At 62.7% G+C, this 16,981-nt stretch carries 15 protein-coding genes and 1 tRNA gene; 6 read left to right on the forward strand and 10 right to left on the reverse strand.

What is annotated here, in order from left to right; genetic code table 11:
* Position 1: 1 nt before the first annotated feature.
* Complete coding sequence (locus AC4D1W_RS13660; protein WP_490891048.1) at positions 2-724, reverse strand: FHA domain-containing protein; 723 nt, start codon at positions 722-724, stop codon at positions 2-4.
* Positions 725-989: 265 nt separating this feature from the next.
* Here AC4D1W_RS13660 and AC4D1W_RS13665 point away from each other — a divergent pair.
* Positions 990-1,075 (forward strand) — tRNA-Leu (locus AC4D1W_RS13665).
* Positions 1,076-1,139: 64 nt separating this feature from the next.
* On the opposite strand, the gene AC4D1W_RS13670 is transcribed toward AC4D1W_RS13665, so the two are convergent.
* From AC4D1W_RS13670 to imuA', 3 genes are read right to left on the reverse strand one after another with little or no spacing between them, the layout of a single operon-like run.
* Complete coding sequence (locus tag AC4D1W_RS13670; RefSeq protein ID WP_490899097.1) at positions 1,140-4,547, reverse strand: error-prone DNA polymerase; 3,408 nt, start codon at positions 4,545-4,547, stop codon at positions 1,140-1,142.
* A 44-nt stretch (positions 4,548-4,591) separates the two neighbouring features.
* A complete protein-coding gene (locus AC4D1W_RS13675) occupies positions 4,592-6,193 on the reverse strand; it encodes a DNA polymerase Y family protein (RefSeq protein WP_490891050.1) in 1,602 nt (533 codons plus the stop codon).
* A complete protein-coding gene (gene imuA' / locus AC4D1W_RS13680) occupies positions 6,190-6,984 on the reverse strand; it encodes a DnaE2-dependent mutagenesis accessory factor ImuA' (protein WP_490899098.1) in 795 nt (264 codons plus the stop codon). The genes AC4D1W_RS13675 and imuA' overlap by 4 nt, the downstream gene beginning before the upstream one ends.
* Before the next feature lie 92 nt (positions 6,985-7,076).
* On the opposite strand from imuA', the gene AC4D1W_RS13685 reads away from it, so the two are divergent.
* On the forward strand, positions 7,077-7,778 hold the full coding sequence (locus tag AC4D1W_RS13685) for an SOS response-associated peptidase (protein WP_490891052.1): 702 nt from the start codon (positions 7,077-7,079) through the stop codon (positions 7,776-7,778).
* A gap of 3 nt (positions 7,779-7,781) precedes the next feature.
* Here the strand turns inward: AC4D1W_RS13685 and AC4D1W_RS13690 are convergent, their stop codons facing one another.
* Positions 7,782-8,162, reverse strand: a complete 381-nt coding sequence (locus AC4D1W_RS13690) for a DUF5997 family protein (RefSeq protein ID WP_490891053.1) — start codon at positions 8,160-8,162, stop codon at positions 7,782-7,784.
* A 148-nt stretch (positions 8,163-8,310) separates the two neighbouring features.
* Between AC4D1W_RS13690 and AC4D1W_RS13695 the strand changes: the two genes are divergently transcribed.
* Positions 8,311-9,018: a LysR family transcriptional regulator substrate-binding protein gene (locus AC4D1W_RS13695; protein WP_490899099.1), complete on the forward strand. Its 708-nt coding sequence runs from the start codon at positions 8,311-8,313 to the stop codon at positions 9,016-9,018.
* Between the two features lie 14 nt (positions 9,019-9,032).
* Here AC4D1W_RS13695 and AC4D1W_RS13700 read toward each other — a convergent pair whose 3' ends face one another.
* A complete protein-coding gene (locus AC4D1W_RS13700; RefSeq protein WP_490891055.1) occupies positions 9,033-10,409 on the reverse strand; it encodes a GH1 family beta-glucosidase in 1,377 nt (458 codons plus the stop codon).
* A 104-nt stretch (positions 10,410-10,513) separates the two neighbouring features.
* Here AC4D1W_RS13700 and AC4D1W_RS13705 point away from each other — a divergent pair, with 104 nt between their 5' ends.
* Complete coding sequence (locus AC4D1W_RS13705) at positions 10,514-11,380, forward strand: CPBP family intramembrane glutamic endopeptidase (RefSeq protein WP_490899100.1); 867 nt, start codon at positions 10,514-10,516, stop codon at positions 11,378-11,380.
* Here the strand turns inward: AC4D1W_RS13705 and AC4D1W_RS13710 are convergent, their stop codons facing one another.
* Positions 11,381-11,902 carry a DUF4262 domain-containing protein gene (locus tag AC4D1W_RS13710; RefSeq protein WP_490899101.1) on the reverse strand — a complete coding sequence of 174 codons (522 nt, stop codon included), beginning with the start codon at positions 11,900-11,902 and terminating at the stop codon, positions 11,381-11,383.
* 120 nt (positions 11,903-12,022) lie between these two features.
* Here AC4D1W_RS13710 and AC4D1W_RS13715 point away from each other — a divergent pair, with 120 nt between their 5' ends.
* A complete protein-coding gene (locus AC4D1W_RS13715) occupies positions 12,023-12,835 on the forward strand; it encodes an enoyl-CoA hydratase/isomerase family protein (protein WP_490891059.1) in 813 nt (270 codons plus the stop codon).
* Positions 12,836-12,886: 51 nt separating this feature from the next.
* Here the strand turns inward: AC4D1W_RS13715 and AC4D1W_RS13720 are convergent, their stop codons facing one another.
* The gene (locus AC4D1W_RS13720) at positions 12,887-13,366 is read right to left on the reverse strand and encodes a Dps family protein (protein ID WP_490899102.1); all 480 of its coding nucleotides are present in this window, start codon (positions 13,364-13,366) and stop codon (positions 12,887-12,889) included.
* 220 nt (positions 13,367-13,586) lie between these two features.
* On the opposite strand from AC4D1W_RS13720, the gene AC4D1W_RS13725 reads away from it, so the two are divergent.
* On the forward strand, positions 13,587-14,159 hold the full coding sequence (locus AC4D1W_RS13725; protein ID WP_490891062.1) for an SRPBCC family protein: 573 nt from the start codon (positions 13,587-13,589) through the stop codon (positions 14,157-14,159).
* Between the two features lie 62 nt (positions 14,160-14,221).
* On the opposite strand, the gene pstS is transcribed toward AC4D1W_RS13725, so the two are convergent.
* Together pstS and AC4D1W_RS13735 are read right to left on the reverse strand one after the other, a co-directional pair.
* Positions 14,222-15,334 carry a phosphate ABC transporter substrate-binding protein PstS gene (gene pstS, locus AC4D1W_RS13730; protein ID WP_490899103.1) on the reverse strand — a complete coding sequence of 371 codons (1,113 nt, stop codon included), beginning with the start codon at positions 15,332-15,334 and terminating at the stop codon, positions 14,222-14,224.
* A gap of 59 nt (positions 15,335-15,393) precedes the next feature.
* Positions 15,394-16,881 (reverse strand): FAD-dependent oxidoreductase, encoded by a 1,488-nt coding sequence (locus AC4D1W_RS13735; protein WP_490891065.1) that lies wholly within the window; start codon positions 16,879-16,881, stop codon positions 15,394-15,396.
* Positions 16,882-16,981: the final 100 nt, after the last annotated feature.

Consider the following 16,981-nt stretch of genomic DNA (forward strand, 5'->3'; position numbering starts at 1 on the left):
CTTAGTGGCCGCCGTTCTGCACGGGTACAAGTCGGAAAGTCATGCGGGTGCGGCCCATTGTGATTACGGTGCCGTCCGTCAACTCAGCCTCTCCCTGCACACGCTGCCCGTTTACGTAGCTGCCGTTCGTCGAGCCGAGGTCCACAGCGCGGGACTGGCCCTGGCCGGTGTGGATCTCGAGGTGACGCCGGGATACGCCGGTGTCATCGATCAGGATGTCTGCTTCCGATGAGCGGCCCAGCAGCACGGAACCGACGTTGAGCGAGTAGCGCTGACCGTCGAGCTCAAGGACCGGCTGGTAGGGGGTTGGTTGGCGGCTTGGGGCGCTCGGAGCTGAAGGTCGCTGCGTGGGCTGCGTCTCCGTAGCGGAGTCGATTTCGAAGACGCCGGGTTTCAGGGCGGAGTCCCGGGTGAAGGACACCCGAACCGGACCCTTGAGAGTGTAGTTCTGACTGTTGACGTGTTTGATAACGACGTCGCACAGTTCCTCGGCGAGCGGAGACCCCCACTCCTGGGCGAGGGCGAAGTCGGGATCGGACAGCCGGGCGGTGAAAACATTAGGGGCAAGGGTGCGTCCCTGCGCCAGCGTCAGCGACTTGTTGTCGAGCTCCCGGCGGAGTGCGCTCGCTATTTCGACGGGTTGCACCTGGGAGCGCGAACCGGTGGAGAAGGCACCACGAACGATCTTCTCGAGTCCGCGCTCGACGTTATCCAAAATGCCCATGGTCTACCTCCTCACCTGCGTTTTTGGCTACCCGGACCTGCCCGCACGGAAGCGCGCGGAGGCATGCAGGGTCGCTGCTGTCTTGTGTCGATACTACTGGGGCGTCCCCTAAATGGCCTTAACCGGGGACGTTGCCTGTCGATAACATTCAACGTTTCCGCAGATTTCAAAGTTGCGGAACGTGGGGCAACTCATCCGTTTAGGTGTTTTTGCCAGGCCTCCGTTATGCTTGTTTCTGCTGATTCGAAGGATCTTCACTCAATTTGCGCGAGTGGCGGAACGGCAGACGCGCTGGCTTCAGGTGCCAGTATCCGAAAGGGTGTGGGGGTTCAAATCCCCCCTCGCGCACCAACTGAAATGCCCCGGCCTCAGGTCGGGGCATTTCTTTTTGTTGCAGTGCCCCCGGCGCATGGCCTCAGCGGAAGTCCCTTGATTTTGTGGTGGCCTTGAGCCGGAGGACCTCGAACTTGTCCGCGACGAGGTTCACCACCCCTTCGTTGGACCGTTCCAGTACCCCCCGCACCAGCACGCTGCTAGCCTCCCTTGCTATTCGCCGGTAGCGCTGCCACACGCCCACTGAGCAAATGACATTTACCAGACCCGTCTCATCTTCGAGGTTCATGAAGGTGATGCCGCTGGCGGTGGCAGGGCGCTGCCGGTGGGTGACTACTCCACCGACCTCAACCCGCCGGCCGGGCTCGGCGGAAAGGAGGTCTGCGGCTGTCAGCGCACCCCGGCGTCGTAATGTTGGCCGGACATGGCGCACGGGATGATCATCGGTGGTGATTCCCGTTGACCAGAGATCAGCTGCCACTCGGTCTACTTCGGTAAGGTCCGGAAACAGGGGCGGCTGGATATATACAGTGGTCCCCTTGATTTGGCCCTCACGCTCGGTAGAGGCGGGGCCGGCATGCCAGAGGGCTTCCCGCTGGGAGAGCCCCATTGAGTCAAACGCTCCGGCCGCTGCCAGTGCCTCGAGCTGATTCGAGTTCAGTTGCGTCCGGCGTGCAAGATCACCCATGTTCTCGAACGGGCCGTTAGTCCCGCGCTCCTCGACGATGGCCTGGGCAAGTTTTTTGCCGATTGACTGGATACTGTCCAGCCCTAACCGGACCGCATAGTTGCCATCCCGGCGATGAGTAGTTGAGTCGAACGGAATGGAGCGATCAAATTTCCCTACGGGGGGCTGGTGAAATGCAAGGCAGTCGGCCGAACCTGTGGGCGCCGTGGCGGCGGAGCCGTTGACCTCAAGATCCGCATGGGTTCCGGAAAGCAGGATGTCCGGACGAAGGACTATGACACCGTGTCGGCGGGCATCGGCCACCAGAGTCTGGGGAGAGTAGAAGCCCATCGGCTGTGCGCGCAGGAGCGAGGCAAGAAAAGCCCCCGGATAGTGAAGCCGTAACCAGGCACTGGCGTACACCAGCAGGGCGAAGCTGATCGAATGGCTTTCAGCAAATCCGAAGTTGGCGAACGCCTGGATTTTTCGATAGACGGAGTCGGCGACCTCCCCGGTGATCCCGTTGGACTCCATGCCCTCATACAGCTTCTCCCTGAGTGTGTCGATCCGCTCGAGGCCTCGCTTGGACCCCATCGCGCGACGCAACTGGTCCGCGTCTGCACCCGAGCAGTTACCTACCACCATGGCCATCTGCATGAGTTGTTCCTGGAAGAGCGGAACGCCGAGCGTGCGTTTGAGAACCGGTACGAGTTTGGGATGGAGGTAGCTCTCTTCCTCCTCGCCCAGTTTCCGTTTGATGTACGGGTGCACCGCTCCGCCCTGAATAGGTCCGGGACGAACCAGCGCAACCTCAATGACCAGGTCATAAAAACGTCGGGGCTGCAGGCGCGGCAGCATTCCCATCTGGGCGCGGCTCTCCACCTGGAACACTCCGATGGAATCGGCGAAACACAGCTGGTCGTAGACACCCTGTTCTTCCCGGGGCATGGTGTGCAGCGTCCATTCCTCGCCGAAGTGTTTCTTCACGAGGTCGAAGTTGTACTGGATGGCTGCCATGATGCCGAGCCCCAGCAGGTCGAACTTGACCAGGCCCATCCAGGCGCAGTCATCCTTGTCCCATTGCAGGACGGTGCGCCCGTCCATCCGTCCATGCTCTATTGGGCATACTTCTCCGATCGGGCGGTCGGTAAGCACCATTCCTCCCGAATGGATCCCCATGTGGCGCGGGAATTTCAGTACGCCCTGTGCCAATTCCACCACCGGTCCGGGAATGTCGTGATCATCGCTGGAAACCAGTGCGCCCCACCGTTCCACCTGCTTTGACCAGGCGTCCTGCTGCCCGGGGCTGTGTCCCAGCGCCTTGGCCATGTCGCGGACCGCAAACTTGGGCCGGTAGGTGATGACGTTGGCAACCTGTGCGGCATTGAATCGACCGTACTTGTTATAGACGTACTGGATGACCTCCTCGCGGCGGTCGGAATCAAAATCGACATCGATATCCGGTTCCTCATCCCGCAGGCTGGAGAGAAAGCGTTCAAAGGGGAGGTCATACAGGATGGAGTCGACGGCGGTGATTTCCAGCAGGTAGCACACCGCGGAGTTCGCTGCTGATCCGCGTCCCTGGCAGAGGATTTCCCTGCTGCGCGCAAACTGAACCAGATCATGGACGATCAGGAAGTAGCCCGGGAAGTCCTTCTCCTCGATGACGTGCAGTTCTTTCTCAATGCGCTCACATACATCGGTGCGACCGGCGTAAAACTTCGCGGCCCCTTCCCACACCAGTTTTCTCAGCCAGCTCATCTGGGTGTGGCCCTCGGGCAGGTTCAGTTTGGGCAGGCCGGGCTTGACGCTGCTGAGCCGGAACGCCAGATCATCGGCCAGTTCCACTGTCCGTTCCACCGCCCCTGGATAGGCGGCGAAGCGGGTGGCCATTTCGGCGCCGCTGCGCAGGTGGGCAGAGCCCGACGCCGGTAACCACCCGTCCATGTCATCAAGCGATCTGCGCGCCCGGACGGCCGCCACTGCGGTGGCGAGTCTGTGTTGCTCCGGAACGGCATAGTGCACATTGTTGGTGGCAACGACGGGCAGCTTCAGCCGGGAGGCGATCTCCCACAGGGCATCGTTGTGCGTACTGTCCAGGGGATTGCCGTGGTCATAAAGCTCGACGGCGACATTGCCCGCCCCGAACAGGTCAATCAGACGCCGGGTTTCCAGTTCCGCTTCCTGAAGGTCTCCGTTGAGGAGGGCATGGCGGACGGACCCTTTGCGGCATCCGGTCAGGATCATCCAGTTGTTGCCTGCCCTGGCGGCGAGCTCGGAGAGGTTGTACCGGGGCTTGCCCTTCTCGGCTTCCGGTTTCAGCTGGGCTTCAGTGATGGCCGCAGCCAGCCGATGATAGCCCTCGGCGCCGCGGGCCAAAACGAGCAGATGCCGGCCCTCGGGATCCGGTTCACCGTTTTGAGGTTTACTCAATTCCAGGGATAGCTCGGTGCCGTAGACCGTGGACAACCCGGGATGTTTTTCCGCCGCTTCAGCCAGATGGACAACCCCGTAGAGACCGTCGTGATCGGTCAGCGCCAGCCCGTGGAGATGAAGGCGGTGGGCTTCCTCAACAAGCTGTTCGGGACTGGCGGCGCCATCAAGGAAACTGAAGTTCGAATGCACGTGTAGTTCCGCGTAGGGCACCACAGGACCGACCGTGGTTGGCACCGCGTCTTCCGGCGGGGAGTACGGATGCCGCTTCAGTGACCACGCCGGGCTGTCACCACCGTCCGCACCCAGGGGAGGGGAACCGGGACGGCGCCGGTCGGAGAGGGTGCGTTCGAACTCGGACCAGGAAATAGGGGGATTGTTGAAACCCATATCAGGGCCCCGCGTCCGTGTGGAGCGGCCCGCATGCTGGGCGCTCAGTCATAGCTGGCCTCCGCCCACCAGTGGTGATCCTCAAGAAGCAGCAGCCAGGCAGTTCCCGATTCATCCACGACCTGGAACCGGTTGAGTGTGCGCCCGTTTGAATCCCACCAGCGCTCAACGATGGGCCAGGGCCCGGCCCAGGAAGAAATGGCGGATTGCCGGGGAGGCGTAGCGACAAGCAGGGCCGGAGCCGCTGTCAGCAGTCCGCGCTCATCAACGTCCACAGCGTTTCCGGTCCTGTCCAGAACCTCGACGGAACGGGGTTCATCGAAGACGGTGGCAGGAGCAGGACCGGGAAGCTGGCCGGGCCACGGGAGATCCCGGCTTTTCGCTGCATCCTCCGACGGTGGATCTCCCCAGGGAATGAAAACCCGCCGGTCGGTGAGCATCCTTCCTCCGGCCACCATGGCAGTCAGCACCGCCCCATGTCCCAGCATGCTTTGCACCCGGGCAAGGCCGTGGTGAATATTCTCGTCGGGTCCCGTTCCCCACAGGCCGTCCGCATGGTCGCTGAGATCCTCTACGGTTTCGGGCAGAAGTTGGATTCTGCTGATCCCGGAACTCAGCCCATGCTCAACGTTGCCGCTGCCCTGTAGCTGCCAGCGGACACGGTCCAGCACATCATCGGCGTCGAACCAGCGGGGATGGCGCCAGAGCCGAACTGATTCCTCACCGGATTCTGACTGCAGCCGTACCACCAGGACGGTGCACACCAGCCCTGCCTCACGCAGCCGGCCCACGAATTCTTCCGCGGACAGACGGAGGGTGAATGTGAGTTCATCAATGCGTGCCAGCGGCGGTTCACAGTGCACGACGACGTCGAGTTCCGCCGGTGGTTTTCTTTCCACCACGCTGTGGTGGTCAAATCCGGTTGCCTTGAGATGGGCCAGCGCGCCTTCCGCGCCGAACCGGTTGCGCACGTCAGTACGGGTGAGGACAGCGAAATCGCCCAGAGTGCGGATTCCGAGCCGCCGCAGGACCACCGCGAGTGCTGGTTCCTCCAGAACTTCCAGGGGGAAGCTGCTGAGAAAAGAGGCCGACTCCCCGGGTGGGATGATCCACACCGAGTCGGTCCCCGCATCATCCAGGAATTCAGTTGCCCGGGCGGCATGCTCAGCGGCAAAAGGGCTGTCTGCCACTCCCACGCGGGCGGCAGTGAGGCCAATGGTGGCGAGGGCCTTGAGCAGAACAGCCGCAGCGTGCTCTTCACTGCCGTAATACCTGGCCGGACCCTTGGCATGAAGGGCACACAATCCCGGGCGGACCAACTGCACCCCGGGCATGATTTTCTCTACCGCGGCTATGACGGGTTCAAAGGTTCTCGCATCCAGCGCAGGATCATAGGGAAGAACAGTGAGGGCGGTGCACCGGGCCTGGGCTTCCCGGAGACGAAGTCCCCGTTTGACTCCCTGTTCCCGGGCTGCGGGTGAGCAGGCGAAAACCTCGCCTTTCTCGATCAGTGCCACGGGATGTTCCGCCGGCAGGAGGTATTCCCTCAGTGCTGCAGTGATGGGCCAGTCGGGACACCAGAGAACCATGGTGCGGGTAGTGGTGGGGGAAGCCGGTGCAGCCTGGCCGGTACGGGGAAGTTTCATGATGCGCGGGCCGACCGTGAGAAGAATTCCTGCTGCCCGGACTCCGCGTGCGCAGCGGGTGTTGATGCAGCCCAGGGCCCGCGCTGGAGATCCGGAAGCCACAGGTCCGCAGTACGGGAACGGCCGGTGGAAGCGCGCGCTGTAATCCTCATCCTGCGGCTTCGAAGATGGCCGGTTCCTGAACCCAGGCCCTGCCAGTTGCTTCCGGTCACGCTGAGCGTGGCCTCACTGTGCGGCCACGGGCCCATGGTCACGAGTGCGGCACCCCGCTGACGCAGGCGGGCCATGAGGCGGGACGCATCCGACGGAGTGACTTGTTCCGGAGCACAGGTAAGGACAACCGACACCACGTCCACCATTGCTGCGGTGACTGTGAGCCATTGGTCACCGGGATTTGGCACCAAAACCAGTTTGTCCAGCGCTATGCCGAAGCCGGCGGCGGCTTCCACACTGAAGGTGGGCATGCCGATAACGCTGCACCAGGCTCCGGCACCTGATGGTCCGGCCAGCAAAGCCATGGCGAGAGTGGTGGAGTTGGTCACCGAATACGCGGTACCCGCCTGCAGGCCACCACCCGGAAGGATCCCTGCCAACACCGGCACGGTGGGCATCCGCCGGGAAGAGGGCCGGCTGTTCTGCATTCCGTTGATTCTGGATTGCAGTTCTGCCTTGAGCCTGGCCTTGGAGTTGGCTGCGGCAGCGTCATCCACCGCAGACAGTGCCCGACGGGCACCCTGCGGGGGGTGACCCGAGGGAACCGCCTGATACTGGGCTGCAGCTGGTGAACTCACACTTAATATTCGAACCTGTGTTCGATTAAGTCAATTGATCGTAGGACCTGTGGAAGAGTCTGTGGACAAGCGATACGGAGTAGCCTGTCTCCATGTGTGGACGCTTTGTTGTGGCAGGCTCAAACAAGGATCTGGTGGACCTTTTCGACGTCGAGACGGTGGGCGACGATCTCCCCGGACCCTCGTGGAATATCAGCCCCACCGACCCAATTCGCGTGGTGTTGGAGTCCCTCAAGGACGACCACGTTACCCGTCGCATGGAGGCGGCGAGATGGTGGCTGACGCCGTCGTTCTCCAAGGAACTGAAAACCAAGGGCCCCACCTTCAACGCCAGAGCAGAAACCGTGGGCAGCAAGCCCACCTTCAAGCCCTCACTGGAGAGCCGCCGTGCCCTCATTCCAGCCAGCGGCTACTATGAGTGGCTAACCGAGGGGAAAACCAAGACCCCGTTCTACATCCACCTGCCCGGTGAACCGGTGGTGTTTGCTGGACTGTATGCGTGGTGGCGCAACCGGGAACTGCCGGATGACCATCCCAACCGGTGGGTCCTTTCCTCAACCATCCTGACCCGCGAAGCAGTGGGAGGAGTGGCCGAAATCCATGACCGCACGCCCGTGACGCTGCCCCGCGAATTCTGGAGCGAGTGGCTGAACCCGACAACAAAGGGGACGCAGGAACTGGCTGACGAAGCGGTTGCCGCCGCCACTCCCGTTGCGGAACGGCTGCAGTTCCATGAGGTGGGACCCGTCCGGGATGACAGCCCCGTGCTGATCGAGCCGCTGAACCCGGCGTAGGAGCTAGTCCTTCGCGCGCCGCGCTTCCTTGGCCCGCTTCTCCTCGGCACGCACCCGCGCCATCGTTGAGCGCTCTGCCACCAGCCACTCAGGCGGTGCCTGAAGCAGCGCGGTGATCTCCGCCGTCGTCAGCGGGTCCGTAATTCCACCGCGGGCGAGGCCACTGATCGAGACGCCAAGCTTGTGCGCCACCACCGGGCGCGGGTGCGGACCGTTGCGGCGCAGCTCCGCGAGCCACTCGGGCGGGTTCTCCTGGATCTCGTTGAAGTCTCCACGGGAGATGTCGTTGTCCTGGAACTCCTGTGGTGTTGCGGGCAGGTAGATGCCAAGTTTCTTCGCGGCTGTAGCCGGTTTCATGGTCTGCGGGGACTTCGCTGGGGTCATTCTCCTAAGCGTACTGGGCGAGGGCCCCGCGCCGAGCGCCAGCGAGGAATGGGAGCCCAGAAGCGCGTACTGGGCGAGGGCCCCGCGCCGAGCGTCAGCGAACTGTGGAGGACAGGAGCGGTAGCGTCGACTGGGTTACTGTGAAGACGTGCCCGAGTTCCAGCCTTCCGCCCTGAACATCGGTTTCGTGCCCGGGGTGACGCCCGGGAAGTGGGTGGGACGCTGGCGTGAGCGGAATCCGGATCTTCCGATCGAAGCAACCGAGTACGACGACGGCGCGCTTGCCTCAGCGCTCCGGGACGGTTCTGTGGACATCGCCTTTGTTCGACTACCCGTTGACCGGGACGCGCTCAGTGTCATCCCGCTCTACGAGGAACTTGCTGTGGTGGTCGTCTCGAAGGACAACGAGCTCTCCTTGCTCGACGAGGTTCCGCTCCCCGAACTGGGCGATGAAAAGGTCCTCGACGTTCAGGAGTGCGGCGGCGCGCGAATGGCTGTCGAGGTTGTGGCGTCGGGTGCCGGCGTCGTTGTGCTTCCCATGTCCGTTGCCCGTCACTACAACCGCCGCGATGTCGTTGCCTGTGTTGTGCCGGACGCGCCCCCAACCACCATCGCCGTCGCCTGGATTGCCGATAACACCACGGATGAGATCGAGGAATTCGTCGGCATAGTCCGCGGGAGGACCGCGCGGAGTTCACGGCAGCCGTCGGCGCAGAAGGAAACGTCCAGGGAGCCCAAAAAGACGGCAAAGCCTGTGAAGGGCAAGCCCGCTCCGGGTCAGAGCAAGAACACCAAGCGCAAGCCGGGGAGCTCCAAGGGTGCACAGGGCGCTCGCGGCCGCGGGCGTCGTCGTTAGCGGTTGAACCGGGACTAGGATGCTTCGGCGGCCAGCGGCGGTTGGGCAGCATCAGCGCCGGCGCCGCTGTGCTGGGCAATGATTTCCGCGTACCGGTGGAAAGACGCCCGCGGAATGCGGTCAAGCGTGGCGGGTTCCATGCGGATCAGACCGAACTTTTTGGTGTAACCCTCCTGCCACTCCCAGTTGTCCACGAGGGTCCAGTGGAAGTAGCCGCGGACATCCACGCCTTCGGCAACGGCATCCCCGATCGCTGCCAGGTGCTTTTCCAGGAACTCGATCCGGTTGGTGTCTTCGACGTCTCTGCCCGGGCCGTCGTCATACGCGCAGCCGTTCTCGGTGATGTAGATCGGCGGGATGTTTGGGTACTGCTCCTTGAGCTGCTTGAGGATTGTGGTCAGGCCGCTGGGGATGACCGGCCAGTCGAAGTCGGTTTTCGGCACGTCGGAGTAGTCACGCGGCATGAAGGGGACCGGAAACAGTGGAGGGGCAGCCCCAACCTTCGTCGGGAAGTAATAGTTGATGCCGTAGAAATCCAGGGGTGTGGAAATGATCTCCATGTCCCCGTCCTGGATGACCTCGAAGGACATGCCCTCGATCTCCCCTAGGTCTGCAGGGTATTCACCGGTCAGCAGCGGAGCCGCGAACTGGCCGTTGTGGTAGTGGTCATAGAGAAGCGCGAGGTTGCGTTCCTTCTCCGAGTCGCCGGCGGGCTCAACGGGGGAGTGGTTGTTGACGATCCCGATGGGGGTGTCCAGGGTTTCACGCAGCACCCGCACGGCCCGTCCGTGCGCAAGCAGCAGGTGATGCGCAACCGAAAACGCGCTACCGAGCAGCATGAGCCCGGGGGCAGCCCGCCCGATCGCATGCCCGACGCCGGTGTGCACCACCGGTTCATTGACCGTCATCCAGGCGGCAACCTTGCCCCCGAATTCGTCGCGGAGGATGCGCGTGTATTGGGCGAAGGCGTCGATTGTGTCGCGGTTCTGCCAGCCGCCGGCGTCCTGTAACGCCAACGGAAGATCCCAGTGGTACAGCGTTACCCACGGTTCGATGCCGCGTTCCAGCAGCGCATCGAGAAGCCGGTGATAGAAAGCGATCCCCTCGGGATTCGCCGGGCCGAGACCGGTGGGCTGGATGCGGGGCCAGGCAATGGACATCCGGTACGCCTTGGCGCCGAGCTGCTTGAGCAGGTCGAAGTCTTCCTCGTACCGGTTGTAGTGGTCGCACGCGAGGGCGGGGCTCGAGGCATCGAGGATGTTGCTGTGCTGGCTCGCGTATTCGTCCCAGATACTGGGTCCGCGTCCACCTTCATTGACGGCACCCTCAATCTGAGCCGCAGCCGTCGAGGTCCCGAACACGAACCCTGGCGGTAATCCGAACTCGCTCATCCACACTCCCTGATCTTGATGTCCCTTCACTAAAGAACTACCCACCCCCACCCGTCAACTGCGACGCCCAGTTTCTTCCCCGAATAGACCGGTAGGGTGCTTGCATGGCCCGATCCATTCCCTCACTGATAGGGCAGCAGACGCCGCTTCGCCTGGCCAACCCCAGCCAGCTGACCGCCGAGGGACCCCTCGCACCCCGCTGGGGAGCCGGACTGGCACTGAGCGGGCTGGTGCTTGTGGTGCTGTTGCCGCTGCTCGGGACCCTCGCGCTGGCGGAGACACTGCCCTTCGGTCCCGAACTGGTCTTCGCGTCATTGCTGTTGACTTGGACGGCGATGTTCGGCGTTACCTTATATGCCTCGCGGCGTCACGGCTTCCGGTCCCTTTCGCGCGACTTCGGTCTGCGGTTCCAGTGGGTGGACGTGGCGGTTGGACTGGGAGTCGGCATAGCCGCCCGCATTGTCGTGGCGATAATCCTCATCCTTCTCACCCTTCTGTGGCCACTGCAGGACGGTGAAATTATCCAGGGCAATGCGGAACTGTTCCTAATGGGGGATACCGTCTGGTTGCTCATCAACGGTGTTCTCGGCGGTGTACTGATTGCACCCTTTCTTGAGGAGCTGTTCAACCGTGGCCTCGTGCTGCGGGGGGTCCAGAACGCGCTATGGCTCCGACGCACAGGCAACCGGCGTGACGCAGTGACACCTGCCGTGCAGAGGCGGTCCATCATGACCTCCACGGTCATTGCCCTGTTGGTGAGCTCCCTTGCCTTCGGTCTGCTGCATACCGGTGCTGTTCCGGACCTCCGTTCTTCTGTCTACCTCCTGCTCAGTACATTCACGATTGGCCTGATGTGCGGTGTGCTGACGGTTATCACCGGGAGGTTGGGCGCGGCGATTGTGACCCACATAGTGTTCAACGGCACGGGCGTAGCCTTACTGCTTCTGATTCCGCCCGAGCTGCTGCCCTAGCTATGAGCTGTCCTTGCCATCAACCAGGTCCCCCAAGGTGCCGCTGCCGAGGAAAGGCTGTGCCGCGAGGAACCGGATTTCCCACTGCTGTGGCAGGTGATTGTCCGAACCGACCATCCAGTAGACCTGCAGCGCGCTGAACCCGTTCTGGCCATATAGCTGGAAAGCATCCCGAAGTCTTCGCAGCGATGCTCGCCGCACACCGACGGTCTGCCCGTTGAACTGGCCGTGGAAAACCCGGCTCCCAGGCCGCGTGAGCTGATGAAGCGCCGGTTCAAGCAGTGACCACGCATGACGCACGTGGCCCGGGCTTTGGCCATAGAGTATGAGTTCCGGAAGGCCCTGCTCCGTCAGGCCGACGGTGTAGGCGCAGGGCAGTTCACCGGTGGTGTGGCTGAATCTCAGCAGGACTCCCTCCTGTGCCATTTGCGAATCGATCTGTTCCCGGTTGAGCGCTTCCGCCCGTCCGAGGTTCAGGAATTCCAGCGACGAGCAGGGTGGATGAAAGATGAGGTCGGTCATGGATGCGCTCCTTCGGTGTGCCTGATTCAAAGGTGTCATCCCCCTCCGACATTTCACCGGGCCGCTGCCGCACCAGACCTCGGGCTCCCTTCACCCGCTCCTAGGACTACGCTTGGGCGCATGCGTTTTCCCGTCTACGCCACGCTCCTCACCGACATCCGCGACTCGGTGCTGACCATTACGGTGAATCGGCCCGAAGCCCTCAATGCCCTCTCCTGGAGGGTGATCGAAGACCTTGAGCACTGCATCGCCGCAGTGTCGGAAGTTCTGACCAACGACGACGGCGCGTGGCCGGTTCGCGGCGTGATCATCACCGGCGCGGGAAAGGCCTTCGTCGCCGGCGCGGACATTCGTGAAATGACAGCGATGACCCCGGACGAAGCTCACGCCTACAGCTCACGCATGCACCGGGTCACCCTCGCGATAGAGCAGCTGCCGGTTCCCGTCATCGCTGCTGTAAACGGTTTTGCCCTGGGTGGAGGCTGCGAGCTGGCGATGGCGTGCGACGTCATTTATGCGGTGTCGGCGGCGTCCTTCGGGCAGCCGGAAGTCAGCCTAGGCCTCGTTCCCGGCTTCGGTGGATCCGTGCGGTTGCCACAGTATGTTGGGCCCGGTCTGGCGCGCGACCTGCTCTTCACCGGACGCCGCATGAACGCCGAGGAAGCACAGAGAGCGGGTCTGGTCACAGCGCTGTTCGACTCTGTCGAGGACCTGCTCGACGGCGCGCGCAGCACAGTCGCGCTGGTGGCACGCCAGTCTCCCGCCGCCGTTGCGCTCGTCAAGCAGACGCTGTCAGCCGCCCAGGGCAAGCCCACCGGTGAAGGCCTTGCCATTGAGGCGGAATCCTTCCGCGCCGCTTTCTCAACCGAGGACAAGGTAGAAGGAACGCGGGCCTTCCTGGAGAAGGAACGTCCCAACTTCCCCGGTCGCTAGGAACGCGAAAGGGTGGCGGTCGGACGACCGCCACCCTGCTGCCTAGGTTTTCTACTTCTGTTCGGGCTTCACCACGTTGGCCGTGGGCGTCATGTTCTCGGCGTCCACCATCCAGGCGTACTGCTCAAACTTCTCGATCATGCCGTGCAGGATATCGGCGGTGGTGGGATCTTCCTCGTCCACCTGGTCATGGACCTCACGCATCCGGCCGACAGCTGACTCCAGCATGGCAACCACCATGGTGACTGTGTCCTTGGTGTCCACCAGACCGGACGGGAAATCATTCAGCGAGGTTCCCTTGGCGACGACGGCGCTCCGCCCGTCCGGAACCGCGTGCAGGGCACGCAAGCGCTCGGCCATCTGATCAGCGAACAAACGCGCATCTACGATGATTTCGTCCAGTTGCAGGTGCATGTCACGGAAGTTCTTGCCGACGACGTTCCAGTGGGCCTGTTTGCCCTGCAGGTGCAGTTCCACCAGGTCAACCAGTACAGATTGCATGTTGTCGGTCAGGGTCTTTGACGCCTTCATTAATCCTCCACTCGTCAGGGAAATCCGGCCGCTGAACGCCGCCAGCATCGGTTCCAGCCTAGACTCGGACTTTTTGCCGAATCCAGTTGCTGGGAAAACTCTAAGTAAACTTAGCATTTTATTGATCCGTGATGAGCCGTGGGTTAGCGTGGCGATCAAGCGGTCATCAACACCGCGACTTGTTCCACGCGAGTTCCAGCACAAAGAGGAGGAACAGACAATGGCAACAGTTCAGGAATTTATTGACGTTTCAGTGCCGGTGTCCACCGCCTACAACCAGTGGACGCAGTTCGAGACCTTCCCTGAGTTCATGGGGGGAGTGGAGTCCATCACCCAGATCTCTGATACCCGAAACCACTGGGTCACCAAGATCGGCGGGGTGGAACGGGAGTTCGACACCGAGATCACCGAACAGCACCCCGATGAGCGCATTGCATGGAAGAGCACCGATGGGAAGTCCCATGCCGGCGTCGTCACCTTTCACAGGCTTGATGAGTCCACTACCCGGGTAACTGTCCAGCTGGACTGGGATCCGGAGAGTTTCACCGAGAAGGTCGGAGCAGCGGTTGGAGCCGATGACCGGCAGGTGAAGTCCGACCTCGCCCGCTTCAAGGAGTTCATCGAGAACACGGGGAATGAGACGGGTGCCTGGCGGGGCAACGTCGACGCGCCCGGTTCGGGTTCGGCTACGGTCAGCCAGACGGCCGATCCCCTGGCGGGGGGCGCAGGCCTTGCCGATCCGTCGCTGGACGATCCGGAGTCAGGTGGACCTCGAGCCTCCAACCCGGCCTAAGGCAGAACACGAAACGGAGGGTCCGCTTGCGCGAGGACCCTCCGTTTTTCACGTGTAGGTGTTTACTTCTCGACGCTGATCGTATTGATCGCTTCCGTGGCGCGCTTCGACAGGCTCTCTGAGATCGGCGCGCTGCCGGCGGCTTCGGCTGCGGCCTGTTGCCCCTCATCGCTGACCACAAAGGAGCCGAAGGTTTTGATGAGATTCGCGGTTTCCTCATCCTCGTAGGTAGCGCAATAGATGTGGTAGGACACGAGGACCAGTGGGTATGCTCCGGCCGCTGTTGTTTTCCGGTCAAGGTTCAACGCGATGTCGAATTCGGCGCGGCCTTCCACCGGCTCAGCGACGTCGACGGCGGCAGCAGCCGCTTCCGGACTGACCGAGACATACTCATCGCCCACCAGGAGCTTCGCCCTGCCGAGCGGCGGTCCCACGGCGGAGTCGTCCGCGTAGGTGACCGCTCCTTCTGTGCTGGAGACGGTGCTGACGACGCCGGCATTGCCCTTGGCGTTCTCTCCCGCCAAACCGGACGGGAAGGTGCCGTCCGCCTCGTCGGTCCAGACGTCCGGCACCACTGAGTGCAGATAATCGGTGAAGTTCTCTGTTGTTCCCGAGTCGTCCGAGCGGCTCACGGGCGTGATACGGGTATCGGGCAGGTCCACGCCCTCGTTCTGGCTCGCGATCGCGGGATCATTCCAGCTCGTGATCTCACCGTGGAAGATGCGGGCGATCGTTTCCGCGTCGAGGTTCAGCTCCTCGATTCCCGGAAGGTTGAAGGCGATGCTGATGGGGGCCACGTAAGCCGGAATGTTGAACGCGCCGTCGGGGCCGCATACTTCGCGCGACTCCTCGAGCTCTTCCTCGCTGAGGTAGGCATCCGATCCGGCAAAATCGACTGCACTGGCAAGGAGAGCACCACGGCCCGCCCCGGACCCGTCGGGAGAGTACTGCACCCGAACATCCGGGTGGATGGTGGCAAACTCCGACTGCCAGGCATTCATCGCAGGACCCTGCGCCGATGATCCGGCACCGGTAATGGTTCCACTCAGGCTGGAGGAAGCGTTCTCAGCCGCAGCTTCCTGCTCGGAGCCAAGCGGATAGTCCGAGCCGCAGGAGGCGACGGTAAGACCGGCAGCACAGCTGAGGGCGATGGTAAGAGCGCGACGAAAAATCACACGCCCACGATACAGGTGAATGCTGAGTGAACCCACGTTGAATAGCGGGTGAACTCATCCTAGGGCGCTTGAAGGTCGCGCGTGGCAGGTCCTTCCAGCCGTTCGCCGTCGTGGGTGAAGCGCGAGCCGTGCAGCGGGCAGTCCCATGATCGCTCGGCATCGTTCCAGCTCAGAACTCCGCCGAGGTGCGGACAAACCGCGGACACACGATGGGTCACGCCGTCGATCTGGCAAATCCCGACCGGCCGCGCACCGTTGCGCACGACGACGCCCTGACCCTCAGGCGGCTGAGCGTGGGAGGATCGAACCAGCCCTCCCAGCCAACCGGCGACCATTTCGCGGCCCACACCGGCATTGGTCTTCGCGGTGCTGAGTGCATCCTGTTTGCCCACGCGGATTTTGTAGAGCTCATTCGCCCAGGGCATGTTCCCACCGAGAATTTCCGCGGACAGGGCCAGGGCTGCAGCTACTCCGTTGGTGAAGCCCCACTTGTCGAAACCGGTGGCGGTGTAGATGGACTGGCCTCCCACCGGCATCTTGCCGACATAGGGAACGGACGACGCCGGTCGGTAGTCCTGCGCCGACCAATTGAATGCCGGTTGTGCAGTGGGGAAGTGCTCCTGGGTCCAGCGGATGATGTCATCGACAAGGGACTGGGTGTGCGCCTGGCGCCCGACGGCATGACCGTTGCCGCCCACGATGAGATACGGCCGGCCTTCAACCGTGGCATTGCGCAACGTCCGGGAGGGCGAATCGACCGAGAGGTACATGCCGTTGGGGATCTCATCCTGCACCGTGAAAGCGACCGCATAGGAACGGTGCGGTTGGAGGACGGAAAAGTGTCCGCCGCGGTCCAGGATCGGAGTACCCGTGGCGATGACCACGTGGGCTGCTGACACCTCACCGACGGAGGTCTGGACGGTGGTTCGTTCGCCCTTTGTACTGCCCGCCTTCACCCCCGTCACCCTTGCGCCCTCGACCAGGTGGCCGGAATGTTTCCGCAGGTCGACGGCCAGTGCCGCGAGCACCTCCATCGGGTGTACCTGCGCCTGGCCTGGTACGCGCAGGGTGCGCGTCACCGGGAAGGGCAGTTCCGAAGAGTCCCCCAGAACGGCGGTGAGTCCGGAGTTCGCGCACGCATCGCGTTCGTCACTGAGGAGGCGGGCGCCGTCGTCGGTTACCGCGTAGTTCACTGCGTCGCGCAGCTCGTGGCGAACTCCGTTCTCGTCACAGAACCGGAGCAGCCAGCTCTGGCCTTCGCGGTTTCCGGTGACGTAATGGCGAGCCAGGGCCGCGCCGTGATGCTTGATGATCGAGGACAGCCGGGTGCCCTGCAGCAGTGACACCTTCGCCGTGCTGTTTCCCGTGGTAACCGCTCCGACGGTGCGGGCTTCCAGGACCGCAACGCGCTGGCCGGACCGCGCAAGCAGCGCGGCCAGGGTGAGCCCGGTGATGCCGGCACCGACGATCACAGAGTCGTACTGGCCGCCCTCCTGGAAGGCGTCGACTGGGATGCGCGGTGACGATTCAAGCCAAAGTGATTTCACAGCCAGTTCTCCTTCTATACGGCGGTTGATCAGTTCCGCCCAATACCTCCGTGTGGCCAACGCTAGACCTCGCCGGGGATCACCTCAAGGAGTGGCCGAG

The sequence above is a fragment of the Arthrobacter sp. TJ-170 genome (assembly GCF_058269305.1).